The sequence below is a fragment of the Amycolatopsis alba DSM 44262 genome, from assembly GCF_000384215.1.
GTDB classification, from domain to species: Bacteria; Actinomycetota; Actinomycetes; order Mycobacteriales; family Pseudonocardiaceae; genus Amycolatopsis; species Amycolatopsis alba.
Genome location: NZ_KB913032.1, coordinates 5,207,394 through 5,231,658 on the forward strand (window position 1 = coordinate 5,207,394; position 24,265 = coordinate 5,231,658).

General features: G+C 69.0%; 19 protein-coding genes. 17 read left to right on the top strand and 2 right to left on the bottom strand.

What is annotated here, in order from left to right:
• The first annotated feature begins 78 nt into the window (after positions 1–78).
• Positions 79–1,611 carry a sensor histidine kinase gene (locus AMYAL_RS0124940; RefSeq protein ID WP_026467413.1) on the top strand — a complete coding sequence of 511 codons (1,533 nt, stop codon included), beginning with the start codon at positions 79–81 and terminating at the stop codon, positions 1,609–1,611.
• Positions 1,608–2,270, top strand: a complete 663-nt coding sequence (locus AMYAL_RS0124945) for a response regulator (protein WP_020633987.1) — start codon at positions 1,608–1,610, stop codon at positions 2,268–2,270. The genes AMYAL_RS0124940 and AMYAL_RS0124945 overlap by 4 nt, the downstream gene beginning before the upstream one ends.
• A 223-nt stretch (positions 2,271–2,493) precedes the next feature.
• On the opposite strand, the gene AMYAL_RS0124950 is transcribed toward AMYAL_RS0124945, so the two are convergent.
• Complete coding sequence (locus AMYAL_RS0124950) at positions 2,494–3,279, bottom strand: isocitrate lyase/PEP mutase family protein (protein WP_020633988.1); 786 nt, start codon at positions 3,277–3,279, stop codon at positions 2,494–2,496.
• Positions 3,280–3,296: 17 nt separating this feature from the next.
• A complete protein-coding gene (locus AMYAL_RS0124955) occupies positions 3,297–3,863 on the bottom strand; it encodes a TetR/AcrR family transcriptional regulator C-terminal domain-containing protein (protein ID WP_020633989.1) in 567 nt (188 codons plus the stop codon).
• A 92-nt stretch (positions 3,864–3,955) separates the two neighbouring features.
• On the opposite strand from AMYAL_RS0124955, the gene AMYAL_RS0124960 reads away from it, so the two are divergent.
• The 15 genes from AMYAL_RS0124960 (at position 3,956) to AMYAL_RS0125030 (ending at position 24,258) form a co-directional block, all read left to right on the top strand.
• Complete coding sequence (locus AMYAL_RS0124960; RefSeq protein ID WP_026467414.1) at positions 3,956–5,323, top strand: DHA2 family efflux MFS transporter permease subunit; 1,368 nt, start codon at positions 3,956–3,958, stop codon at positions 5,321–5,323.
• A 115-nt stretch (positions 5,324–5,438) separates the two neighbouring features.
• Positions 5,439–6,641, top strand: a complete 1,203-nt coding sequence (locus tag AMYAL_RS0124965; RefSeq protein WP_020633991.1) for an ROK family transcriptional regulator — start codon at positions 5,439–5,441, stop codon at positions 6,639–6,641.
• A 250-nt stretch (positions 6,642–6,891) separates the two neighbouring features.
• Entirely contained in the window at positions 6,892–8,148 is a 1,257-nt protein-coding gene (locus tag AMYAL_RS0124970; RefSeq protein ID WP_245193028.1) for an ROK family transcriptional regulator, read from the top strand.
• Entirely contained in the window at positions 8,145–9,647 is a 1,503-nt protein-coding gene (locus AMYAL_RS0124975) for a sugar ABC transporter ATP-binding protein (protein ID WP_020633993.1), read from the top strand. The genes AMYAL_RS0124970 and AMYAL_RS0124975 overlap by 4 nt, the downstream gene beginning before the upstream one ends.
• Positions 9,644–10,660, top strand: coding sequence for an ABC transporter permease (locus tag AMYAL_RS0124980; protein WP_020633994.1), 1,017 nt, complete (start codon positions 9,644–9,646; stop codon positions 10,658–10,660). The genes AMYAL_RS0124975 and AMYAL_RS0124980 overlap by 4 nt, the downstream gene beginning before the upstream one ends.
• 22 nt (positions 10,661–10,682) lie before the next feature.
• Positions 10,683–11,735 (top strand): substrate-binding domain-containing protein, encoded by a 1,053-nt coding sequence (locus tag AMYAL_RS0124985; protein ID WP_020633995.1) that lies wholly within the window; start codon positions 10,683–10,685, stop codon positions 11,733–11,735.
• Between the two features lie 41 nt (positions 11,736–11,776).
• Positions 11,777–12,946 carry a Gfo/Idh/MocA family protein gene (locus tag AMYAL_RS0124990; RefSeq protein WP_020633996.1) on the top strand — a complete coding sequence of 390 codons (1,170 nt, stop codon included), beginning with the start codon at positions 11,777–11,779 and terminating at the stop codon, positions 12,944–12,946.
• Positions 12,947–13,053: 107 nt separating this feature from the next.
• Positions 13,054–14,211: an inositol-3-phosphate synthase gene (locus AMYAL_RS0124995; protein WP_026467415.1), complete on the top strand. Its 1,158-nt coding sequence runs from the start codon at positions 13,054–13,056 to the stop codon at positions 14,209–14,211.
• Positions 14,208–15,056 carry an SCO3242 family prenyltransferase gene (locus AMYAL_RS0125000; RefSeq protein WP_020633998.1) on the top strand — a complete coding sequence of 283 codons (849 nt, stop codon included), beginning with the start codon at positions 14,208–14,210 and terminating at the stop codon, positions 15,054–15,056. The genes AMYAL_RS0124995 and AMYAL_RS0125000 overlap by 4 nt, the downstream gene beginning before the upstream one ends.
• A complete protein-coding gene (locus AMYAL_RS0125005) occupies positions 15,053–16,465 on the top strand; it encodes an EboA domain-containing protein (RefSeq protein ID WP_020633999.1) in 1,413 nt (470 codons plus the stop codon). The genes AMYAL_RS0125000 and AMYAL_RS0125005 overlap by 4 nt, the downstream gene beginning before the upstream one ends.
• A gap of 4 nt (positions 16,466–16,469) precedes the next feature.
• Positions 16,470–17,333, top strand: a complete 864-nt coding sequence (locus tag AMYAL_RS0125010; protein ID WP_020634000.1) for a TatD family hydrolase — start codon at positions 16,470–16,472, stop codon at positions 17,331–17,333.
• On the top strand, positions 17,330–18,409 hold the full coding sequence (gene eboE, locus AMYAL_RS0125015; protein WP_020634001.1) for a metabolite traffic protein EboE: 1,080 nt from the start codon (positions 17,330–17,332) through the stop codon (positions 18,407–18,409). Before AMYAL_RS0125010 ends, eboE begins: the two co-directional genes overlap by 4 nt.
• Positions 18,406–19,779 carry an alkaline phosphatase family protein gene (locus tag AMYAL_RS0125020; RefSeq protein WP_020634002.1) on the top strand — a complete coding sequence of 458 codons (1,374 nt, stop codon included), beginning with the start codon at positions 18,406–18,408 and terminating at the stop codon, positions 19,777–19,779. The genes eboE and AMYAL_RS0125020 overlap by 4 nt, the downstream gene beginning before the upstream one ends.
• 382 nt (positions 19,780–20,161) lie before the next feature.
• Positions 20,162–23,254, top strand: a complete 3,093-nt coding sequence (locus AMYAL_RS0125025; RefSeq protein ID WP_020634003.1) for a ThuA domain-containing protein — start codon at positions 20,162–20,164, stop codon at positions 23,252–23,254.
• The gene (locus tag AMYAL_RS0125030) at positions 23,254–24,258 is read left to right on the top strand and encodes a sugar phosphate isomerase/epimerase family protein (RefSeq protein ID WP_020634004.1); all 1,005 of its coding nucleotides are present in this window, start codon (positions 23,254–23,256) and stop codon (positions 24,256–24,258) included. Before AMYAL_RS0125025 ends, AMYAL_RS0125030 begins: the two co-directional genes overlap by 1 nt.
• Positions 24,259–24,265: the final 7 nt, after the last annotated feature.

A 24,265-nucleotide genomic window follows, 5' to 3' on the forward strand; every position in this document is an offset into this window, starting at 1 on the left:
TTGCACTCGTGTAAACAGAGATGTCCCGCTTGCGGGCCTAAGGGTTGTTGTGGTCGTTGTGGTCACGCGGAGGTGGCGATGGGTGCTCGGGGTTCCTTGGCCCGCCAGCTCCTCGTGTGGCAACTGGTAGTCGTCAGCTGCCTACTGTGCGCGGTGGGCGTACTGGCCGTCACCCAGGCGGGGAACAACTTCCGCACCACCGAGGGACGCCGGGTGCTCTCGGTCGCGGAGACCGTCGCGGCGCAGAGCGTCGTGGGCGACCTCGAAAACGGCCCGTTCGAACTCGCCGCGCCCGCCGAGACCGCGCGGAGCTTCTCCGGGGTCGATTTCGTCGTCATCGCCGACTCCCAGCGCTATGTGCTCGCTTCGCCGTATCCGGATCAGCTCCGGAGCACGCTCGACATCGGGGACAGCACCGTCCTTTCCGGACGGTCGTGGGTCGGCGAACTGGACGGTTCGATCGTGGCGCACGTCCCGGTGCTCGACGAAAAGGGCGGCAAGGTGGTCCGCATGGTCGCGGCGGGCTCGAAGTCGCCCGGTTTCTTCGCCGGTTTCCTCGACTCGCCGGACAACGCCCTGCGGGTGCTGGGGGTCGCGCTGGTGATCGGCGTGAGCGGTTCGCTGCTGCTGGCGCGGCGAGTGAAGAACCAGACGCTCGGCCTGGAACCGCACGAGATCACCGCGCTGGTGGAGAACCGGGAGGCGCTCCTGCACGGCATCAAGGAGGGCGTCGTCGGGCTGGACCCGCAGCACCGGATCACCCTGGTGAACGATCAGGCCCGCGCGCTGCTGGCCCTGCCGGACGACGCCGTCGGCCGGTCGGTCGAGGACCTCGACCTCAACGAGCGGATCCGCGACCTGCTCACCGGCCGCGCGACCGGCGCCGACCAGATCGTGCTGAGGCAAGGGAAGGTGCTGACGCTGAACCGGATGCCGATCGACGTGCGGGGTGCCGTCGTCACCCTGCGGGACCGCACCGATCTGATGACCCTGCGGGACGAACTCGACGCCAGCAGGCACGCCACCGACACGCTGCGGGCGCAGGCGCACGAGTTCAGCAACCGGCTGCACACCATCTCCGGGCTGCTGGAACTCGGTGAGTACGACGAAGTCCGCGGCTACGTCAGCCGGATCAGTTCGGCGCAGGGGGAGTGGCGCGCGGAGGTCGGTTCGCGCGTCGGCGATCCGGCGGTCGCGGCGCTGCTGATCGCGAAGGCGTCGCTGGCGGCGGAACGCGGGGTCGGGTTGCGGATGGCCCCGGACAGCGAACTGGACCGCGTCGAGGACGCGCTCTCCACGGATTTGGTGACGGTGCTGGGAAATCTCGTCGACAACGCCCTGGATGCCTTGGGTGGCGAGCAGGGCTGGATCGAGGTCGGTGTGTGGCAGGAGGAGGACGAAGTGCGGGTCGAGGTCCGCGATTCCGGGCCGGGAGTCGCGCCGGAGATCGCCGAGGAAGTGTTCGAGCACGGCTTCACCACGAAGGCCGCGGCGCACGGACAGCGCGGTCTCGGGCTCGCGCTGATCCGGCAGGCGTGCGTCCGGCGCGGCGGTTCCGTCGAGGTGCACAACTCCGGCGGCGCGGTGTTCACGGCGAGGTTGCCGCGATGATCCGGGTGCTCGTCGTCGACGACGATTTCATGGTCGCGAAAGTCCACAGTGGATACGTCGCGCGCACGGAGGGCTTCGCCGTGGTCGGGGTCGCGCACACCGGCGCCGACGCGCTCCGCCTGGCGCGGGAGCTGAAACCGGACCTGGTGCTGCTGGACGTCTACCTTCCCGATCTTGACGGGCTTTCCGTGCTGCGGGAACTGCGCGCGACCGAGGACGTCGACGTCATCCTGATCACCGCGGCGACCGACGTGGAAACCGTGCGGCAGGCGATGCGGGGCGGGGTCCTGCACTATCTGATCAAGCCGTTCGAGTACGCGTCTCTGCGTGATCAGCTCACCCATTTCGCGTCGCTGCACCGGCGGCTGGACCGGCTGGCCGAGGCCGGGCAGGCCGACGTCGACCAGGTCTTCGGCTCGCGGCCGAGCGCGAAACCGGTGCTGCCCAAGGGGCTCACCGCCGAAACCGCGCGGCTGGTGGAGACCGCGCTGCGCGGCGCGTCCGGCGGGATTTCGGCGAGCGAATGCGCCGAGGCGACCGGCGTCGCGCGGGTGAGCGCGCGCCGGTACCTGGAGCATTTCGTGGCGACGGGGAAGGCCGAGGTGACCCTGAAGTACGGCGGAACAGGACGCCCCGAACGGCGCTACCTCTGGTCCTGACACCCCCGGCCCCCTGCCGCGTTTCGCCCTCTGAATGCGGCAGGACACCGCACTCGCGTGATCAGAGCCGGAACACGCGTGCTTGAAGCCGGAACTCGCGTGATCAGAGCCGGAACTCCGAGTGCGGCGTCCAATCACGTGAGTTCCGGCTCCAATCACACGTGTCACGTGTCTGATCACGCGAGTTACGCCTTCACCCTCGGCGATCCCTGCGGTTAGCCGACTAATCGCGTGGGGTGAGGAGGGTGTTCAGGGTGCCGTAATCGACGGAGTTCTCCAGACTCGAGTAAGTACCGATCGAGAAGAGCTCACGTGCGCTGTCCCGCACGACGGCGTACGCGGACTGGCTGATGCCGGAACCGACGCTCACCCGCGCGACCCCGAGTCCGGCCAGTTCCTTGACGCTCGGCGCGCCAGGGTGGGCCATCACGTTCACCGGCGCGTCGATGCCTTCGACGAGCGCGGTGATCACGGCGGGATCGGTGGCGCCGGGGACGAAGATGCCGTCCGCTCCCGCCGCCAGGTACGCGGTCGCGCGCTCCAACGTTTCCGGCACCCCGCCGAGGCCCCTGAGGAAGGTGTCGATCCGGGCGTTGACGAACACCTCGTCACTCGCCGCGCGGGCCGCCGCGATCCGCGGGACCACGTCTTCGGGCGGACGTGGACCGTCCTCGATGTTGATCCCGACCGCGCCGACCGCCACCACCGCGGCGACGGTTTCGGTGACGCCCGCGGGGGTGTCCGCGTGCCCGCCCTCGATGTCCGCGGTCACCGGAACCGTTGTCACGCGGGCGATCCTGGCGATCAGGTCCACCGCGAGGTCGCGGCCGAGCAGGTCGCCGTCGGGGGCGCCGAGGCTCCACGCCACCCCGGCGCTGGTGGTGGCGATCGCCGCGGCACCCGCGTCTTCGATGATCCGGGCGCTCGCGACATCCCACGCGTTGGCCAGCACCAGCGGGCGGGCCGGGACATGCAGGGAGCGGAACAGCCGGGCGTTGTCGGTCGTCATGGGAGTCAGTCCAGCAGCTATGCGACATCCTGGTCTGGCGGATTCGCGACCTCGACGTCGATGCGGAGCCCGGCGATCAGCCTGGCGAGGCCGTACTCGAAGGAGGCGGCCGGATCCTCGGTGTGGTCGCTCTCGGCGTGCTGCTGTTCGTCGATCGCGCAGCCGAGGGTGTACCGGCTGATGGCGAGGATCGCGTGCGCCGCGTCACTTTCGTCGAAACCGGCCGCCAGCAGCGGTTTGATCAGCGGTGTCATCGCTGCTCGCTCCGTGGGCCGGGTGCCCGCGTGCAGCCGGGCGCCGTCCCGGTAGGACAGCAGCGTGCGCCGGATGGTGCGGGCCCGCCGGGCCAGCCACTCGGCCCAATCGCCCATCGCGGCGGGATCGTCCAGCGGGGCGAGCTGCTCATCCAGCATGGTTTCGGCCATCTGATCGAGCAACGCCTGCTTGCTCTTGAAGTGCGTGTAGAGCGCGGGACCCCGCACGCCGAGCTTCTCCCCGAGTCTGCGCAGGCTCAACCCGTCCAGCCCGACCTCGTCGAGGAGTTCGAGCGCGGCTCGAACGTAGCCATCCCGTCTCACGACCATGGGCACACCTTTGCCCGTCCGTATCGACCTTGACAACCCGTAATGATCTTATCACTGTTAAGACCTTAACGATGATAAGAAGGGCAGGTAGGATGATCGGAAGTCCCGATGACGAGCGCATAACCCCCGCGTTGTGGGGGATGGCGTCGATCCTGACCGTCGGCGGATTCCTGTCGATGTTCACCTCGACCGTCGTCAACGTCGCGCTCGGCACGATCGCGGCCGGATTCCGTGCACCGCTCGGTACCGCTCAGTGGATCGCCACCGGCTATCTGCTGGCGCTCGCCGCGATGGTGCCGGTGAGCGGCTGGGCGAGCCGCCGCTTCGGGGCGGCCAGGCTCTGGCTGGTGTGCGTCGGTCTGTTCGCGGCGCTCTCCGCGCTCTGCGCGACGGCGACGTCGATCGAGACGCTGATCGTTTTCCGTGTCCTGCAAGGCGCCGCCGGCGGGCTGCTGGTCCCGGCGGGCCAGATCCTGTTCGCGATGACGGCGGGACCGAAGCGGCTCGGCCGGATGATGGCCGTGCTGAGCATCCCGATCTACCTCGCCCCCGTGCTCGGCACCCTGGCGGGCAGCGTGCTCACCGAACGGTTCGGCGTGCCGTGGCTGTTCCTGGTGAACGTGCCGATCTCGGTGCTCAGCTTGCTGCTGGGCCGGAAATGGCTGCCACGGGAAAGGCCCGCCGACCCGCAGCCGCTGGACCGGCGCGGCGTGGCCCTCACCGTGACCGGCCTGCCGTTGCTCGTCTACGGCTTCGCCGAAGCCGTCCCGATCGCGGCTGTCGCCGGGGCGATCCTGCTCGCCATTTTCGCGGTCGGCGCGTTGCGATCGCCTGCCCCGTTGCTCGATCTGCGGCTGTTCCGTGACCGCGCGTTCTCCTCGGCCGCCGCCGTCATCTTCGGCATGGGCGCCGCGCTGTTCGGTGCGATGATCGTCCTGCCGCTGTACTACCTCGACGTCCGGCACGAAAGTCTCCTCGCCACCGGGTTCCTGACCGCACCGCTGGCACTCGGCACGGTGCTGGCGCTGCCGCTCGCGGGCAGGCTGACCGACCGGGTCGGCGGCGCGCGGGTGATCTTCGCCGGGCTGATCGTCACGATCATCGGGACGGTGCCGCTCGCCCTGCTCACCGGATCCGACGACTACTGGTGGTTGTCGGCCGTGCAGTTCGTCCGCGGCTGCGGAATCGGGCTGACCACCACCCCGGCACTCGCCGCCGGGCTGAGGTCGGTGGCCAAGGAGCGAATTTCCCACGCGATGCCGCTGTTCGCCATGCTGCAACGGATCGGCGGCTCCTTCGGGACGTCGATCCTGACCGCGGTCGTCTCCGCGCGTCTCGCCGCCGCTCCGGGGACCGCGGCGGCCATCGCGGACACGCATCGGTGGATCGTCGGGATGACCGCGATCCTGCTGGTCCCGTCGTGGCTACTCGTCCGCGCCGAACTGTCCAAAGTGGACTAGCGGGCCGCGGTGGGTTTGTTCCCGTCCAGGCGATGCCGAAGGTTTCGAATCCCGTGGGCCGGTCTCCGCCGTGGCATTCGGGACACTCGGTGGACAACGCCGTAGGCTCAGGGGAATGAGCACGGCATCCACCTCGGAGCATCCGATGGTCGAAACCCGGCACCAGACCCAGCTGCTCACGCTGCTGAGGGACGAAGGGCCGATGTCACGGGTCGAGCTGGGGGAGCGGTTGGAGCTGCCGCGTGCCAGGGTGGGCGCCGAGGTCGCGCGCCTCGCCGAAGTCGGCCTCGTCGAAACCGCGGGCCCGTCGGCGAGCCGGGGCGGCAGGCGGTCCACGCTGGTGCGGCTGGCGGGTGACCTGCGCGTGCTGTCGGTCGACGTCGGCGCGACGTCGGTCGGGGTCGCCCTCACCGACGCTTCGTGCGAGGTGCTGGTGCACACCGTCGAGGACTGCGACGTCCGCCAGGGGCCGCATGCGGTCCTCAAGCGCGTGACAGCCCTGGCGGAGAAGATTCGCGAAGAGGCGCCGGGCAAGCTGATCGCCGCCGGGATCGGCCTGCCGGGGCCGGTGAGCTTCGCCGAGGGCATGGCGGTCGCACCGCCGATAATGCCTGGCTGGGACCGGTTCTCCGTGCGCGACCATCTCGGCGGGCTGCTGCGCTGCCCGGTCACCGTCGACAACGACGTGAACTCGATGGCGCTCGGGGAGCGGCACGCCGGGGTCGCCCGCTCCATTGACGATCTGGTGTTCGTCAAGATCGGTACGGGTATCGGCTGCGGGATCGTGCTGGGCGGCAAGGTGTACCGCGGCGTCGCGGGCACCGCGGGCGACATCGGGCACATCCGCCTCGACGACTACGGGCCGACCTGTGCCTGCGGGGAGACGGGCTGCCTCGAGGCGTACTTCGGCGGCGCCGCGCTGGCCCGCGACGGACTGACGCTGGCCCGCAGCGGCCGGTCGACCTATCTCGCCGACGTCGTGGCGGCCCGCGGCGCGATCACCGCCCAGGACGTCGGCCGCGCGGCGGCGTCCGGCGACTTCGGCGCGGTCAACCTGATCCGCGACGGCGGGCGGCGGCTCGGCCAGGTGGTCGCCTCGCTGGTGAGTTTCGTGAACCCCGGCATGGTCGTGATCGGCGGCGGCGTCGCGCAGCTCGGGCATCAGCTGCTCGCCGAGATCCGCAGCTCGGTCTACCGGCGGTCGCTGCCGCTCGCGACCGGGAACCTGCCGATCGTGCTGTCCGAACTCGGCGACACCGCCGGGGTTATCGGCGCCGCCTGGTCGGCCACGGACCGGGCCTTCACGCTGAGCAGCTGACGGCTCGTTGACCGCCCGACGGCACGTTGGGCATCCACGCGATTCCGATTAGTAACGTCAAGATCGTGCAGACTTTCGCTCGAAAAGTACGAAAGCCTGTGCCGATTTGGACGGCTATTCGGGTGATGGCGGGCTTTAGTCGACATTTCTGTCCTGTTGTCACCTTGACGGGTGACACGCACCACCCTACTTTCGCTGGCTAAGTAACAAAGTTTGTTACGGCCGACTCGTAAGTGAGGGATGTGTGGCGGTGACGGAATCCGGGCGGCTCGACCCGGTCAGCCCACGCACGGCGAACGGCGCTGACGGGTTCTCGGCGGGAAAACGTACCTCGAACCTCGCAGCGCTCCTGCGGGCGTTGCGCGCGGGGCCGCTCTCGCGTACCCAGCTCGCGGCGCGCTGCGGGCTCACCAAAGCGGCCGTCTCCGGGTTGACCACCGAGCTGACCGAACGCGGCCTCGTCCGCTCCGCCGGACTCCAGGGTGGCGGCAACGGCAGGCCCAGCCAGCTGGTCGAGCTGAACGGCGCCAGCGCCTGCGGGCTCGCGCTCAGTGTCGAGGCCGACCGCTTCGCCGCCGTCGTCACGAACCTGGACGGCACCGTCGTCGCCGAACGCACGGAGACCGCCGACGTCGCCGCGCTCGGACTGCACCGGAGCATGGACGAACTCGCCTTCCTCGCCGGACAGGTGCTGCGCGACGACCAGCCGGTCGGCGTCACGGTGTCCGTCCCCGGCCTGGTCGACTCGGCCGCCGCCGTGCTGCGGTTCGCGCCGACCCTGCGCTGGCGCGACGCCGAGATCGCCGACCTGCTCGCCGCCCGGCTCGGCCTGCCGGTCGACGCCATCGCGGTCGACAACGAAGCCAACCTCGGCGCGATCGGCGAGGCGGTCGCCGGCGTCGGCCGCGGTGTGCGCGAGCTCTTCTACCTCAGCGGCGGGATGGGCGTCGGCGGCGGACTCGTGTCCGGCGGCGCGATCCTGCGCGGTGCCAGGGGTTTCGCCGGCGAGGTCGGGCATATCGCCGTCGACCCGTCGGGCGAGCAGTGTCACTGCGGCCGCGTCGGCTGCCTGGAGACCAAGGCCGGGCTCAACGCCGTCCTGCGCGGCGCCGCCTCACCCGGCGACCCGCTGCACGATCCCGCGCTCGGCGTCGACGGCCGGGTCGGGCTGCTCAAACACCGCGTGCAGCGCGGTGACCAGCGCGCCGTCGGGGCGGTCTCGGAACTCGGGGTCGCGCTCGGCATCGCGGTGTCCACTGTGGTCGACGTCCTCGACCCGGACGTCGTCGTGCTCGGCGGCTACTTCGCCGAACTGGGCGAATGGCTGGTCGAACCGGTGCGCCGCGAACTGTCCGCGCGTCCGCTCGGGCACGAGCCCGCGTGCCGCGTCGAGCCGTCGCCGCTGGGCACCACCGCCCCGCTGCGCGGCGCCGCGCATCTCGCCATCGAACGGCTTTTCGCCGATCCGACGCTAGTTCCCACCACGGCCGAGGAGGCTCCGGCATGACCTTGCTATCCGTCCGGGGGATCGTGAAGACCTTTCCGGGGGTGCGCGCGCTCGACGGGGTCGATTTCGACGTCGAACCCGGCGAGGTGCACTGCCTGCTCGGCCAGAACGGCGCGGGCAAGTCCACACTGATCAAGACGCTCGCCGGGGCCCATCGTCCCGACGGCGGCGAGATCTTCTGGCAGGGCGAGCCGGTCACGCTGCCGTCGCCGGTCGCCGCGCTGAAGATCGGGATCGCGACCATGTACCAGGAACTCGACCTGGTACCGGGGCTTTCCGTGGCGGACAACATCTTCCTCGGCCGCGAGCGCGCGAAGTTCGGGTTCACGCGGATCAGCGAGTCCCGGAGCAAGGCCGCGAAGCTGATGGCCCGCCTCGGGCATCCGGAGATCACGCCGTCGACCGAGGTCGGCAAGCTGTCCGCCGCCGGACAGCAGCTGGTCTCGATGGCGAGGGCGCTCGCCTACGACGCGAAGCTGCTGGTGATGGACGAGCCCACCGCGGCGCTGGCGGGTGAAGAGGTCGACAACCTGTTCCGCATCGTCGGCGAACTGACCGCCGAGGGCGTCGCGATCATCTACATCTCCCACCGCCTCGAAGAACTGCGCCGGATCGGGCATCGCGTCACCGTGCTCAAGGACGGCAAGACCGTCTCCACCGGCCTCGACGCCAAGGAGACGCCGACCGCCGACCTCGTCGCGCTGATGGCGGGCCGCAAGGTGGAGACCGTGTTCGGCCCGCGTCACCAGGAGCACGTGGACCCGGCCAACGAGGTCCTCAAGGTGGAGAACCTGACCACCGTCGGCGAGTTCGAGAACGTGAGTTTCACCGTGCACGCGGGCGAAGTCGTCGGTATCGCGGGACTCGTCGGCTCCGGCCGCAGCGAACTGCTGGAGACGATCTTCGGCGCGCGCAAGCAGGACACGGGCTCGGTGTCGGTCGACGGAGAACCGGTCCGGCCGGGCAGCGTGTCCGCGGCGGTCAAGGCCGGGATCGGCCTGGCGCCCGAGGAACGCAAGAGCCAGGGGCTGCTACTGGACCTGCCCGTCGTGCACAACGTGACCCTGGCGAGCCTGGGCAAGTACGCGAAGTTCGGCTTCACCGAACGGGGCAAGGAACTCGACGACGCCGGGGAAAGCCTGCGGCGCCTCGATCTCCGGCCAGCCGACCCGCACCGGATCATCCGCACGCTGTCCGGCGGCAACCAGCAGAAGGCGGTGCTCGCCCGCTGGCTGGTCCGCGGCTGCCGGGTCCTGCTGCTGGACGAGCCGACCCGCGGGGTCGACGTCGGCGCGCGGGCGGAGCTGTACCGGCTGATCGAGGAACTGGCCGCGACCGGGGTCGCGATCGTGCTGGTCAGCAGCGAGATCCCCGAAGTACTCGGACTGTCCGACCGGGTGCTGGTGCTGCGTGAAGGACGTGTCCTGGCTGAAAAGCCGTCTGCGGAGCTGACAGAGGCGGATGTGCTCGACGTGATTCTCGAGGGGAGTGCGGCGTGACTGACCAAGCGGAGTCGGTGCGTACGGAGGCCGCCGTGGAAACCGTGCCACCCAAGAAGAACGGTTTCCGGTTCACGGCCGACCCACGGTTGCTCGGGCTGACCGGGGTGTTGGTGATCCTGTGCATCGTCGGGAGCGTGACCAGGCCCGACCAGTTCTTCACCGAAGGCAACATCTCCACGATCCTGCGGCTCGCCGCGGCCATCGGGGTGGTCAGCGTCGGCATGACGTTCGTGATCATCGCGGGCGGCATCGACCTCTCGGTCGGGTCGATCGTGGCGCTCTCCAGTGTCTGGCTGACCACCTTGGCCACCCAGTCCTACGGCCCGTTCGTGATGATCCTTTGTGGACTCCTGGTCGGCCTCGGCTGCGGGCTGGTCAACGGGATCCTGGTGTCCTACGGGAAGATAGTGCCGTTCATCGCCACGCTGGCGATGTACGTCTCCGCCCGCGGGCTCGCGGAACGCATCAGCGGCCGCCGCACACAGGTGGTGTCGGACGCGGGCTTCCTGGAGTTCTTCCGCGGTGACCTGCTCGGCATCCCGGTGCTGATCTGGATGTTCGCGCTGGTGTTCGCCGTCGGCTGGGTGCTGCTGAACCGCACCACGTTCGGCCGCCGCACCTTCGCCGTCGGCGGCAACGCCGAGGCGTCGCGGCTGGCGGGCATCAACGTCAAACGGCACACCGCGCTCGTCTACGGCGTCGCCGGGCTGTGCTGCGGCATCGCCGCGCTGATGGTCGTCGCCCGCACCACCGCGGGTGCTTCGACCAACGGCCTGCTCTACGAACTCGACGCCATCGCGGCGGTCGTCATCGGCGGCACCCTGCTCACCGGTGGCCGCGGCTCGCTCATCGGCACCCTGATCGGCGTGCTCATCTTCACCGTGCTGTCCAACATCTTCACGCTCAACAACCTGGACACCGACATCCAGAACATCGCCAAAGGCGTGATCATCGTGCTGGCCGCGCTGTTGCAGTTCCGCTCCGTCAAGAAAACCAAGACGAGTACTTGATCACCGTGGATGGAGAGTCGTCATGACCGAACAATCCCTGCACCGCCGCCGTTTCCTGCTGGGAGGCGCGGCCGTCGGAGCGGGTGCGCTGCTGACCGCGTGCACCTCGAACGAGGCACCGGCGCAGAACAACGCCGCGAACGTCGCCAACGCCGGGTCGAACTCGCAGCCCGGAACCCCGGTCACCATCGGGTTCTCGGCCCCGGCCGCGGACCACGGCTGGATGGCGGCCATCACCAAGAACGCCCGCGCGCAGGCGCAGAAGTTCAGTGAGGTCACGCTCAACGCGACCGAGGGCACCAACGACGTCAACCAGCAGATCTCCCAGGTGGAGACGCTGATCAACGCCAAGGTCAACGTCCTGGTGATCCTGCCGTTCGACGGCAAGGCGCTGACCGCGGTGGGCCAGCAGGCGATGGACGCCGGGATCCAGGTGATCAACCTGGACCGCGTCTTCGACACCCCGCTCGCGTACCGCACCTGGATCGGTGGCGACAACTACCGCATGGGCGTCAACGCCGGGAACTACATCGCCCAGCAGATGAAGGCGAAGAACATCGCGAGCCCGGTGATCGGTGAGGTCGCCGGGATCGACTCGCTGCCGCTGACCCAGGAACGCAGCAAGGGCTTCAAGGACGCCTTGGCCCGTCAGGGTTTCCAGGTCGGACCGCGGGTCTCGGCGGACTTCACCCCGGAGTCCGGCGAGAAGCAGACGTCGAACCTGCTGCAGTCCGCGGCCAAGCTGGACGCGCTGTGGAACCACGACGACGACCAGGGTGTCGGCGTCATCGCGGCGATCAACAACGCGAACCGCAAGAACTTCCTGATGGTGGGCGGCGCGGGTTCGAAGAACGCGATGAACCTGATCAAGTCCGACGCGGAGCCGCTGAAGGCGACGGTGCTCTACAGCCCGTCGATGGCGTCTTCGGCGATCTCGCTCGCACGGCTGCTCGGCCAGGGCAAGGGGGCCGGTGATTTCGCCGAGCACGAGATCCCCGCCGAGATCACCACGTACTCCGCGGTGGTCACCAAGGAGAACGTCGACAAGTACATGGACGTCGGCTTCGACTCGTAAGACCTGCGTACCCGACACACGCACGCGTATCTAGGAGGGGCATGAGCACGGCAAGGGAAACGATCGGGATCGGCATGGTGGGCCACGCGTTCATGGGTGCGGTGCATTCGCACGCGTGGCGCAGCGTGCACCGGTTCTTCACGCCACCGCTGATCCCGAGACTCGCCGTGCTCGGCGGCCGTGACGAGGTGCGGGCGAAGGCCGCGGCGGAACGGTTCGGCTGGGAAGACGTCGAGACGGACTGGCGCGCGCTGATCGCCCGCGACGACGTCGACCTGGTCGACATCTGCACGCCGGGCGACAGCCACGCCGAGATCGCGATCGCCGCGCTCGAAGCCGGGAAGCACGTGCTGTGCGAGAAACCGCTGGCCAACACCCTCGCCGAGGCCGAAGCGATGGCCGAGGCGGCGGCGAAGGCACGCGCGAACGGCGTCCGGTCCATGGTTGCCTTCAACTACCGCCGGGTGCCCGCGCTCGCGCACGCCAGGAAACTGGTCGCGAGCGGGGCGCTCGGGGAGATCCGCCACGTGCGGTCGGTGTACCTGCAGGACTGGCTGTCCGACGCTCAGGCGCCGATGACCTGGCGGCTGCACAAGGACAAGGCGGGCTCGGGCGCGCTGGGCGATCTCGGCGCGCACATCGTCGACGCCGCCCAGTTCGTCACCGGCGAGAAGATCACCGGGGTTTCCGCGCTCACCAACACCTTCGTCAAGGAGCGGCCGGACGGCGACGGCGGCACCGGACAGGTCACCGTCGACGACACCGCGCTGTTCCTCGGCCGGTTCAGCGGCGGCGCCGTGGCGAGTTTCGAGGCGACCCGGTTCGCGCTGGGCCGCAAGAACGCGATGCGGCTGGAGATCAACGGGTCGAAGGCGAGCCTCGCGTTCGACTTCGAGTCGATGAACGAACTGTCCTTCTTCGACGGTGGGCAGCCCGCCACCGAGGCCGGGTTCCGCCGGATCCTGGTCACCGAACCCGAGCATCCGTACGTCGGGGCGTGGTGGCCGCCGGGGCACCTGCTCGGCTACGAGCACACCTTCACCAACGAGGTCGCCGACCTGCTCACCGCGATCGGCGACGGCACGGATCCCGAACCGTCCTTCGAGGACGGGTTGAGGGTTCAGCAGGTCTTGGACGCGGTCGAGCGCAGCGCGGCCGAAGAGGCCCGATGGACCGCTGTGCCCGGCGTCACGGCGAAGGGGAGTAACTGACAGGTAGATCCAGCCGAAAGTCGCATGACGGCTATCACTGCGACTTGGTTCGATCCGAAACATCCGACCATCCGAGGTTGGCTGTTTTGGCTGGGAAAGGTGGAGAAATGCCTGCTCACGAGCGCACGGGCATCTGGTTGATCGGCGCGAGGGGGTCTGTGGCCACGACCGCGGCGGTAGGGCTGCTGGCGCTGCGCGCGGGGGTGACGGGCGGTGGCGGCTGCGTCACCGAACTGCCCGCGTTCGCCGGGGTTCCGTTGCCTGGCTGGGATGATCTCGTCCTCGGCGGACACGACATCGTGCACACCCCGCTGGAGAAGCGTGCCGAACAGCTGGCCCACGCCGGTGTGTTCGGGCACTCGGTGTTCTCGGCGGTCCGGTCCGGGCTGGCCGAAGTGGACGCCGAGATCCGCGACGGCTACCACCCGGCGACGCATACGGGTGCCCAGGCCGACGCGGCCGCCCGGCTCACGGCGGACATCCGAGCTTTCGCCGACCGGCACGACCTCGCTCGGGTCGTGGCCCTCAACGTGTCCTCCACCGAGGCCCCGTGCCCCCACCTGCCCGAACACGACGATCTCGACGCGCTCGAAGTGGCGCTGGCCGATCCGACGCGATCGGTGCTCCCGTCGAGTTCCCTGTCGGCCTACGCCGCGCTGAAGGCGGGAAGCCCGTACGTCGAGTTCACGCCGTCGGCGGGGATCACCCTGCCCGCACTGCGGAAGCTCGCCGAGCGGGAAGGCCTGCCGTACGCGGGTTGTGACGGCAAGACCGGTGAGACCCTGCTCCGCACCGTCCTCGCGCCGATGTTCAGCGCGCGGGCGCTGAAGGTCCGCTCCTGGGCGGGCACCAACCTGCTCGGCGGCGGCGACGGCGAGACCCTCGCCGACCCGGTGACCGCGAACAGCAAGCTGGAATCCAAGGCACGCGGGCTCGCCGCGCTGCTCGGCGACGACGTCACCGCGCCGCTGCACATCGACAACGTGCCCGACCTCGGCGAGATCAAGACCGCGTGGGACCACGTGTCGTTCGAGGGTTTCCTCGGCGCGCGCATGAGCCTGCAGTTCACCTGGACCGGCTACGACTCCGCGCTCGCGGCGCCGCTGATCCTCGACCTCGCCCGCTTCGTCACCGCCGCGCACGCAGGCGGCCAGAGCGGCGCGCTGACCGAGCTCGGCTTCTTCTTCAAGGACCCGCTGGGCAGCGACGAACACCGCTTCGCCGAGCAGACCGCCCGCCTGATCGCCTGGGCGGGAGCCCTGTGAAGGCCTATGTAGAGCTCGTGCGGGCGCCCGCCGCGCTGACGGTGCTCGGTGACACGGTCGCCGGATCCGCCGCGGCTGGACTCAAGATGACCGGGCGACGGCTGCTGCTGCCGCTGTCCTCGGTCGCCTTCTACTGGGCCGGGATGGCCCTCAACGACTGGGCGGACCGGAAGCTCGACGCCGTGGAGCGTCCCGAGCGGCCGATCCCGTCCGGGCGGGTGAGTGCCGGCGCGGCGCTCACCACCGGCGTCGCGCTGACCGCGGCGGGCCTCGGCCTGGCCGCGCTCGGCGGCGGGCGTCAGGCGATGCGGGTCGCGGTCCCGCTCGCGGCTTCGGTGTGGGCCTACGACACCGTGCTCAAGCCGACCCCGGCCGGACCGGTGGCGATGGCGGCCTGCCGCACGCTCGACGTCCTGCTGGGTGCCGGTGGGGAACCTCGACTCGCCGCCACCGCGGCGGCCGCGGTGGGCGTCCACACGCTCGGCGTCACGGCCCTGTCCACAGGGGAGGTCCACGGCGCGAACCCGGCGACGGCCCGCGCCGCACTGGCCACCAGCTGCGCGGCGACAACGTTGGCATTGACCGGACCCGCACGTGGCGGCTGGCATCGCGCGGCCTCGATGGCGGCCGGTTCGGGCTACGCGGGCCTGGTCGGCAAGGCGCAGGCGGACGCCGTCCGCGACCCGTCGGCGAAGTCCGTCCGCTCGGCGACCAAGAGCGGCATCCACGGCATGGTGCCGCTGCAGGCGGCGGTCACGGCCAAGGGCTCGGTACTGGGAGCCGCGCTGGTCGCGGCCGCGCTGCCGATCGCCCGCAAGCTGTCGCGGAAGGTGAGCCCCACATGAGTTTTCACCTCGGATACGGCACCAACGGGTTCTCCAACCACCGCCTCGACGACGCCCTCGCGATCATCGCCGACCTCGGGTACACCGGGGTGGCGCTGACCCTGGACCACGACCACCTCGACCCGTTCGCCGACGATCTGGCGCGCCACGTCGACCACGTGGCGTCCCGGCTTTCGGCGCTCGGCCTGAACCGGGTCGTCATCGAGACCGGCGCGCGCTACCTGCTCGACCCGTGGCGCAAGCACTCACCGACGCTGCTGTCGGACGATCCCGCGCTGCGGATCGACTTCCTGGCGCGGGCTCTGCGGATCGCCGGGGATCTCGGCGCGGACTGCGTCTCGTTCTGGTCCGGAGTGTCTACTGTGGACACGGACGTCGCGTGGTCGCGGTTGCGTGACGGGGTCGCGGCGGTTCTGGAGCACGCCGCGCGACTGAACGTGCGGCTGGCGATGGAACCCGAGCCGGGTCACCTCGTGCAGCATCTGGGCCAGGTCCTGGACCTGCGCAAGGAACTCGGTGAGCCGGAGCTGTTCGGCGTCACGCTCGACGTCGGGCACTGCGTCGCCGTCGAGCCGGTCAACGCGGCGGAATGCGTCCGCCTCGCCGGGCCGCTGCTGTGGAACGTGCAGCTCGACGACATGCTGCCGCGGGTCCACGAGCATCTGGAGTTCGGCGACGGTCACCTGGACCTGCCCGGCACGCTCGCCGCGCTGGCGGAGATCGGCTACACCGGGCTGGCCGCGGTCGAACTGCCCCGGCACAGCCACGCCGCGCCCGACACCGCGCGACGCGCCTTCACGGCGCTGAACGCGGCTCTGCCGCGAACGTGGCTGGACAAGGCGGAAGACCGGATCCGGGAGAAGCCGTCGGTGATCGGTGCGATCTTCCCGGCCGTCGGCCGCGAGGTCGGCCGTGCGGCACTGCGGCCGGACATCGATCCGCAGGGCCTGGTCCACGGCACCGTCGACGACGCGGCCCGCTCGCGGCTGATCGGGGTGCTGGCAGGTCGGTTGGCCCCGGCTGAGCTGGCGGTCGAACTGCGCGATCTCTACCGCTACGGCGACGACGCCGAGCGGCGCGGGGTCCTGCGGGCGCTCTCCACGCTGGAGTCGCCGGGCGCCGAGGTCACCGACGCCGGGATCAAACTGGTCGAGGACGCCTTGCGCGCCAACGACATCAGGTTGGTCGCCGCCGCCATGGGGCCCTTCGCCCGGTTCCTGGACGACCACGCGTGGCGCCACGGTGTCCTCAAATGCGTCTTCGTCGGTGTGCCGCTGGCCGCCGTCGCGGATCTCGAAACCCGCGCGGACGACGAGCTGAAGCGGATGCTCGCCGATTTCGCCGACGAACGCAGGGCGGCCGGACGTGAGGTTCCCGCCGACGCCCTCTCATTGCTCAAGGAGAACTGAGCCGATGCGTATCTTCGATCCCCACATCCACATGTCCTCCCGGACCACCGACGACTACGAAGCCATGTACGCGGCCGGTGTCCGCGCGCTCGTCGAACCCGCGTTCTGGCTGGGGCAGCCGCGCACCAGCGTCGGCTCGTACACCGACTACTTCGACGCGCTCATCGGCTGGGAACGGTTCCGCGCCGCCCAGTTCGGCATCCGGCACCACTGCACGATCGCGCTGAACCCCAAGGAAGCCAACGACCCTCGCTGCCGCGAGGTGCTCGACGTGCTCCCGAGGTATCTCGCGAAGGACGGCGTCGTCGCGGTCGGCGAGGTCGGCTACGACTCGATGACCAAGGAAGAGGACGAGGTCTTCGCGCGTCAGCTGGCGATGGCCCTCGACCACGATCTCCCGGTGATGGTCCACACCCCGCACCGCGACAAGCTCGAAGGCACCAAGCGCACCCTCGACGTCGTCCGGGAGGCGGGAATCGCGCCGGAGCGTGTCATCGTCGACCATCTCAACGAGGTCACCGTCAAGCTGGTCAAGGATTCCGGTGCCTGGATGGGGTTCTCCATCTATCCGGACACCAAAATGGACGAACACCGGATGGTCGAGATCCTGCGCCAGTACGGGCTGGAGAAGATGATCGTCAACTCGGCCGCCGACTGGGGCCGTTCGGATCCCTTGAAGACCGCCAAAACCGGCAAGGCGATGCTCGACGGCGGTTTCACCGACGCCGACGTCGACAAGGTCCTGTGGCAGAACCCGGTCGACTTCTACGACCAAAGTGGACGGCTCACCCTCGACCCGCTGCCCGGTTTCACCGGCGAGGCGGAGACGTTCGAGGGCAACTCGGTGCTGCGAGGTGCCCGCAAATGATCTCTTACTGTACGAACGTCCATCCCGCCGAAGACGTGGACGGCATCGTCGCGCAACTGGAGCGGTACGCGCTCCCGGTACGCGAGCGGCTGGGCGCCGACAAGCTCGGTGTCGGCCTGTGGCTTTCCGCGCCGGTCGCACGGGGCCTCGCCGACGACGTCGAGGCGCGCAAGCGGTTCCGCGCGGAACTGGACGCGCGGGGGCTGAGTGTCTACACGCTGAACGCGTTCCCGTACGGCGGTTTCCACGACGAGGTCGTCAAGCACGCCGTCTACCGTCCTGAATGGACGAACGGCAAGCGGGCCGCGTACACGATCGACTGTGTCACGGTGCTGTCCGACCTGCTCGCCGAGGACGCCACCTACGGCAGCATCTCCACGCTGCCGCTCGCCTGGCGCGAGCCGTGGACCGAGCACGACGACCACCGCGCGGCCGAGGCCTTCGAACAGGTCGTCCGCGCGATCCGGGCCACCGGCGACCGGCCGATCCGGCTGGCCGTCGAGCCCGAACCGGGCTGCGTGCTCGACACCGTGGCCGACGCGCTGGGCTGGCTGTCCGGTCGCGTCGACCCGGAGTACGTCGGGCTGTGCCTGGACACCTGCCATCTCGCGGTGTCGTTCGCCGACCCTGCGGAGACCCTCGCGGCGATCGCGAAGTCCGGTTTGGACATCGTCAAGGTTCAGGCTTCCGCCGCGCTGCACGTCGAAAAGCCCGCCGAGGCGCGGGAAGCGCTGGCGGCGTTCGCCGAACCCCGCTACCTGCACCAGGTCCGGGAGTTCTCGGGCGGTGCCGTGCACGAGGCCGACGATCTGCCGGAAGCCTGGACGGAGCTGCCGAGGGAGGGGCCGTGGCGCGTGCACTTCCACATGCCGCTGCACCAGGCTCCGGCCGCGCCGCTGGCCACCACGACGGACGTCCTGCGCACCGTCGCCGCTCGCCTGCCCGGCGCACCGCATATCGAGGTCGAGACCTACACCTGGAGCGTGCTCCCGGACGCGGGTGACCTCGTCGGCGGGATCGCCGCCGAACTCGAGTGGGCCAAGGCGAACCTGGCCACGGAAGGGGTTTCCGCATGAAGCCGCTGGTCGTCATCGACGTCGTCGGGCTGACCCCGAAGGCGTTGCGGGACATGCCGAAGCTGTCCGCCGTCGCGAAAGACGGCTGGCAGGCCGAACTGGGCACGGTGCTGCCCGCCGTCACGTGCAGCGCGCAGTCGACGTTCCTCACCGGGCTCATGCCCGCGCAGCACGGGATCGTCGGCAACGGCTGGTACTTCCGCGAGCTCGGCGAGATCTTCCTGTGGCGCCAGCACAACCGGCTCGTCGGCGGGGAGAAGCTGTGGGAGACCGCGCGGGCGGCGCATCCCGGCTACACCTCGGCGAACGTGTGCTGGTGGTACGCGATGGGGATGAGCACCGACGTCACGGTGACCCCGCGGCCGATCTACCACGCCGACGGCCGCAAATCGCCGGACGCCTACATCCGCCCGCCGGAACTGCACGATCAGCTGACCGGTGCGCTGGGGGAGTTCCCGCTCTTCCAGTACTGGGGCCCGACGGCGTCACTCAAGTCGAGCAAATGGGTCATCGGGGCGTCACAGCAGATCCTGCGGGAGAAGCGGCCCGATCTGCTGCTGACCTACGTCCCGCACCTGGACTACGACCTGCAGCGCTTCGGTCCCGACGGGCCGCAGGCCCGGAAAGCCGCACGGGAGCTGGACAACGCGCTCTCGCCGCTGCTCGACGACGCGCGCAACGCCGGGGCGACCGTGGTCGCGCTCAGCGAGTACGGGATCACCAACGTGCACCGGCCGGTCGACATCAACCGGGCGCTGCGCCGAGAGGGTCTGCTGGAGGTCTACACCCAGGCGGGCATGGAGTACCTCGACCCGTGGGCGTCGCGCGCGTTCGCCGTCGCCGACCATCAGGTCGCCCACGTCTACGTCCGCGACTCCGCCGATATCGAGCGGGTGCGCTCGATCGTCGGCGAACTGACCGGCGTCGACGAGGTCCTCGACCGCGAGGCGCAGGCTCGTTATGGGATCGACCACGAACGCGCCGGGGAACTCGTCGCGGTCGCCGAGCCGGACTCGTGGTTCACCTACTACTACTGGCTCGACGACGAGCGGAAGCCCGACTTCGCGCGCGGCGTCGAGATCCACCGCAAACCGGGCTACGACCCCGCCGAGCTGTTCTTCGACCCGGAGGACAAGTTCGCCAAGGCGCGGGCCGGGCTCAACCTGGCGAAGAAGTTCGCCGGGCTCCGGTACGCGATGGACGTCGTCCCGACCGATCCGCGCTGGGTGCGCGGCTCGCACGGACGGCTGCCGGATTCCGCGGAGGACGGTCCGGTGCTGCTGTGCAGCGATCCGGCCTTCCAGCCGTCCGGCCGCGTCGGCGCGACCGACGTCCACCCGTTGTTGTTGTCGCTGCAAGGCCTGAAGTAGAGGAGGTGGCGGGGTGCTGAGGCTGGTGCGTGTCGCGAAAGCCACTTTCGCGACGTCTGATGTCCCGAAAGTGGCTTTCGGGACAAAGCCGCCCGCGCCCGCCGGTGCCGATGTTGCGAAAGCCACTTTCGCAACCTTCAACGTCGCGAAAGTGGCTTTCGCAACACCTCAAGTCAGCTCCGTGACGGGAGCGCTTCGGTCCAGCGGGTCGTGAGTGGCGATTCGGGTTAGAACCCGAATCGCCACTCACGACCACCCTCCCCGCCTCACCTCACAGAAAGGCGCGTTCCACCCGCATCCCCTTCCTTGATCGCCGCCGCTCATCGAAAGGATCGCTACTGCTATGTCTTTGAAACGACGACTGGGTGTGCTCCTCACATCCATGGTCACGGCTCTGACAGGCGTCGCGCTACCGGTGCAATCCGCATCGGCGCACGAAGCGGCGACGGTGCTCGTGTTCTCCAAGACCGCGGGCTTCCGGCACGATTCGATCCCCGACGGGATCAAAGCGATCAAGGAACTGGGTGCGCAGAACCACTTCGCGGTGGAGGCCACCGAGGACGCGGCGGCCTTCACCGACGCGAACCTCAAGCGTTTCAACGCGGTGGTCTGGCTTTCCACCACCGGTGACGTGCTGAACGCGGACCAGCAGGCCGCGTTCGAGCGGTACGTGAAGGGAGGCGGCGGGTACGTGGGTGTGCACGCCGCCTCCGACACCGAGTACGACTGGCCCTGGTACGGCGACCTGGTGGGCGCGTACTTCAAGTCCCACCCGCAGATCCAGCAGGCGAACGTCAAGGTCGAAGACCGCAGCCATGTGTCCACTGTGGATCTTCCGGAGACCTGGCCGCGCACCGACGAGTGGTACAACTACCGCGCGAACCCGCGGAGCAAGGTCAACGTCCTGGCCAGCCTGGACGAGAAGAGCTACCAGCCCGGTGACGGCGCGATGGGCGATCACCCGATCGCCTGGTGCCACGAGAATTCCGGCGGCCGCTCCTGGTACACCGGCGGCGGGCACACCAAGGAGTCCTACGCCGAACCGGCCTTCCTCAAGCATCTGGCCGGTGGCATCAAGTACGCCACCAAGCTGAGCGAGGCGGGCTGCGCCAAGCAGACCCAGGAGGACCCGGTCGACGCGGACTTCGACCAGATCACCCTGGCCAAGGGCGAAGAGAAGACCGGCGAGCCGATCGCGCTGTCGGTGCTGCCCAACCGCGACGTCCTGCACACCTCGCGCGACGGCCGCGTCTGGTACACCAGCTCTTCGGCGACGACCTCGCTGGCAGGGCAGATCCCCGTCTACAACCACGACGAGGACGGCCTCCAGGGGGTCGCCATCGACCCGGACTTCGCCAAGAACCGCTGGGTCTACCTGTACTACGCGCCCAAGCTGAACACTCCCGCCGGTGACGCGCCGGAGAACGGCACCCCGGCCGACTTCGAGCCGTTCAAGGGCTACAACCAGCTCTCGCGCTTCAAGCTCGGCACCGACAACAAGCTCGACCTCACGAGCGAGCAGAAGATCCTCCAGGTCCCGGCCGAACGCGGCATCTGCTGCCACGCCGGCGGCGAGATCGACTTCGACGCACAGGGCAATCTGTATCTGTCCACAGGGGACGATTCCAACCCGTTCTCCTCCGACGGTTTCACCCCGATCGACGAACGCGCTGACCGCAACCCGGTCTACGACGCGCAGCGCTCCTCCGGCAACACCAACGACCTGCGCGGCAAGGTGCTGCGGATCAAGGTCGGAGCGAACGGCAAGTACACCGTCCCCAAGGGCAACCTCTTCGCGAAGGGCAAGGCCAAGACCAAGCCGGAGATCTACGCGATGGGCTTCCGGAACCCGTTCCGGTTCGCCGTCGACCGCAAGACCGGCTGGATCCACCTCGCCGACTACGGTCCCGATGCCGGTGCGGCCGACCCGAAGCGCGGTCCCGGTGGCACCGTCGAGTTCAACCTGATCAAGAAGCCCGGCAACTTCGGCTGGCCGTACTGCATCGGCGACAACCAGCCGTTCATCGACTACGACTTCGCCACCAAGCAGTCCGGCGCGGCCTTCGACTGCGCCAAGCCGAAGAACACCAGCCCGCGCAACACCGGGCTGACCGAGCTGCCGCCGGTCGAGAAGGCCTGGATCCCCTACGACGGCGGTTCGGTGCCCGAGTTCGGCGCCGGTCCCGAGTCGCCGATGGGTGGTCCGGTCTACCAGTTCGACGCGAAGAACCCGTCGCAGACGAAGTTCCCGGAGTACTTCAACGGCAAGACCTTCGCCTACGAATGGGAACGCGGCTGGATCAAGGAGATCACCGTCGGCAAGAACGGTGAACGCGGCGCCATCAAGCCGTTCTTCGACTCGATGGACCTGGTCCGCCCGATGAACATCGAGTTCGGCCCGGACGGCGCGCTCTACGTCCTCGACTACGGCACCGGCTACTTCGGCGGCTCCAAGGAATCCGCCGTCTACCGCATCGACTACACCAAGGGACGCAAGACCCCGGTCGCCCAGGTGACCGCGGACAAGACGTCCGGCCAGGCACCGCTGACCGTCAAGTTCGACCCCACCGGGACGAACGACCCCGACGGCGGCGCGCTCACCTACGCCTGGGACTTCGACGGGAACGGCACGACCGACTCGACCGAAGCCGCCCCGGTTTCCCACACCTACGCCGCGAACGGTCAGTACACGGCGAAGCTGTCCGTCACCGACTCCACCGGGCTGACCGGCTCCGCGAGCGTGGTGGTCACCGTCGGCAACACCGCGCCGGTCGTCACGCTGAAGACGCCGGTCAACGGCAGCGTGTTCAGCTTCGGCGACATGGTTCCGTTCAAGGTCGAGGTGACCGATGCGGAGGACAACCCGATCGACTGCTCGAAGGTGACCGTCGAATACATCCTCGGCCACGAGGGACACGGGCATCCGCTGAGCCGCGCGACGGGCTGTGAGGGCACCATCGCCACACCCGCCGACGAGGGCCACGGCGCGGACGCCAACGTCTTCGGCGTCATCAACGCCAGTTACACCGACAACGGCGGCAACGGCGTACCGGCGCTCACCGGCGACGCGGAGTCCATCCTGCAGCCCAAGCTGAAGCAGGCGGAGTTCTACACCCAGTCCAGCGGGATCGAGGTCGTCGGGCACGCCGGCGCCAGTGGCGGCAAACGCGTCGGCCACATCGAATCCGGTGACTGGATCAAATTCGACCCGGTGAACCTCGTCGGCGTCCGTGGCATCGGCTACCGGGTCTCATCCGGCGGCGCGGGCGGAAGGATCGAGGTCCGCTCGGGCGCGGTGGACGGGCCGCTGGTCCAGACGGTCACCGTCGCCAACACCGGCGGCTGGGACACCTACGCCGACATCCCGGCCTCCGCCATCACCGACCCCGGCGGCACCGGCTCCTTGTTCCTCGTGTTCAAGGGCGGTTCCGGTGGTTTGTTCGACGTCGACGCGATCACCTTCGAGGAGAACTGATGAGCCGTCCGATCACCCTGTTCACCGGCCAGTGGGCGGATCTCCCGTTCACCGAGGTGTGCAGGCTGGCCAGCGAATGGGGCTATGACGGCCTCGAAATCGCGTGTTCCGGCGACCATTTCGAGGTCGACCGCGCACTGTCCGAAGAGGACTATGTGCCCGGCCGTCTCAAGCTGCTCGCCGAGCACGGCCTCAAGGTGTGGGCGATCTCCAACCACCTCGTCGGGCAGGCCATCTGTGACGACCCGATCGACGAACGCCACCAGGCCATCATCCCTTCCAGGGTGTGGGGCGACGGTGAACCCGAAGGCGTCCGGCAGCGGGCCGCGCAGGAAATGGCCGACACCGCCCGCGCGGCGGCGAAACTCGGTGTGGACACGGTGATCGGCTTCACCGGTTCGAAGACCTGGAAGTACGTCGCGATGTTCCCGCCGGTCTCGCAGGCGGTCATCGACGAGGGCTACACCGACTTCGCCGACCGCTGGAACCCGATCCTCGACGTCTTCGACGAGGTCGGCGTGCGGTTCGCGCACGAGGTGCATCCCTCGGAAATCGCTTACGACTACTGGACCACGAAACGTGCGCTCGAAGCTGTCGGCAACCGTCCGGCATTCGGGCTGAATTGGGATCCTTCGCATTTCATCTGGCAGGACCTCGACCCGGTCGGTTTCATCCTCGATTTCGCCGACCGGATCTACCACGTGGACTGCAAGGACACCAGGAAACGGTTCGACGGACGGAACGGAAGGCTCGGCTCGCATCTCCCCTGGGGAGATCCCCGACGCGGCTGGGACTTCGTTTCGACAGGGCACGGCGACGTGCCTTGGGAGGACTGTTTCCGCGCACTGAATTCGATCGGCTACGCCGGTCCGATCTCGGTGGAGTGGGAGGACGCCGGCATGGACCGGCTCCGGGGCGCGGCGGAAGCCGTGACCTATCTGCGGGGGCTCCTGTTCGACAAGCCGTCGGCGGCCTTCGACGCGGCTTTCAGCAACCAGAAGTGAGGGCGGT

Bases quoted from the DNA above. Each gene is read 5' to 3' on its own strand.
- AMYAL_RS0125010 (WP_020634000.1), top strand. From the start codon at position 16,470: ATGCGTATCTTCGATCCCCACATCCACATGTCCTCCCGGACCACCGAC.
- AMYAL_RS0124960 (WP_026467414.1), top strand. From the start codon at position 3,956: ATGATCGGAAGTCCCGATGACGAGCGCATAACCCCCGCGTTGTGGGGG.
- AMYAL_RS0124965 (WP_020633991.1), top strand. From the start codon at position 5,439: ATGAGCACGGCATCCACCTCGGAGCATCCGATGGTCGAAACCCGGCAC.
- AMYAL_RS0124985 (WP_020633995.1), top strand. From the start codon at position 10,683: ATGACCGAACAATCCCTGCACCGCCGCCGTTTCCTGCTGGGAGGCGCG.
- AMYAL_RS0125030 (WP_020634004.1), top strand. From the start codon at position 23,254: ATGAGCCGTCCGATCACCCTGTTCACCGGCCAGTGGGCGGATCTCCCG.
- AMYAL_RS0124975 (WP_020633993.1), top strand. From the start codon at position 8,145: ATGACCTTGCTATCCGTCCGGGGGATCGTGAAGACCTTTCCGGGGGTG.
- AMYAL_RS0124950 (WP_020633988.1), bottom strand. From the start codon at position 3,279: ATGACGACCGACAACGCCCGGCTGTTCCGCTCCCTGCATGTCCCGGCC.
- AMYAL_RS0124940 (WP_026467413.1), top strand. From the start codon at position 79: ATGGGTGCTCGGGGTTCCTTGGCCCGCCAGCTCCTCGTGTGGCAACTG.
- eboE (WP_020634001.1), top strand. From the start codon at position 17,330: ATGATCTCTTACTGTACGAACGTCCATCCCGCCGAAGACGTGGACGGC.
- AMYAL_RS0125020 (WP_020634002.1), top strand. From the start codon at position 18,406: ATGAAGCCGCTGGTCGTCATCGACGTCGTCGGGCTGACCCCGAAGGCG.
- AMYAL_RS0124990 (WP_020633996.1), top strand. From the start codon at position 11,777: ATGAGCACGGCAAGGGAAACGATCGGGATCGGCATGGTGGGCCACGCG.
- AMYAL_RS0125025 (WP_020634003.1), top strand. From the start codon at position 20,162: ATGGTCACGGCTCTGACAGGCGTCGCGCTACCGGTGCAATCCGCATCG.
- AMYAL_RS0124945 (WP_020633987.1), top strand. From the start codon at position 1,608: ATGATCCGGGTGCTCGTCGTCGACGACGATTTCATGGTCGCGAAAGTC.
- AMYAL_RS0124995 (WP_026467415.1), top strand. From the start codon at position 13,054: ATGCCTGCTCACGAGCGCACGGGCATCTGGTTGATCGGCGCGAGGGGG.
- AMYAL_RS0125005 (WP_020633999.1), top strand. From the start codon at position 15,053: ATGAGTTTTCACCTCGGATACGGCACCAACGGGTTCTCCAACCACCGC.
- AMYAL_RS0124955 (WP_020633989.1), bottom strand. From the start codon at position 3,863: ATGGTCGTGAGACGGGATGGCTACGTTCGAGCCGCGCTCGAACTCCTC.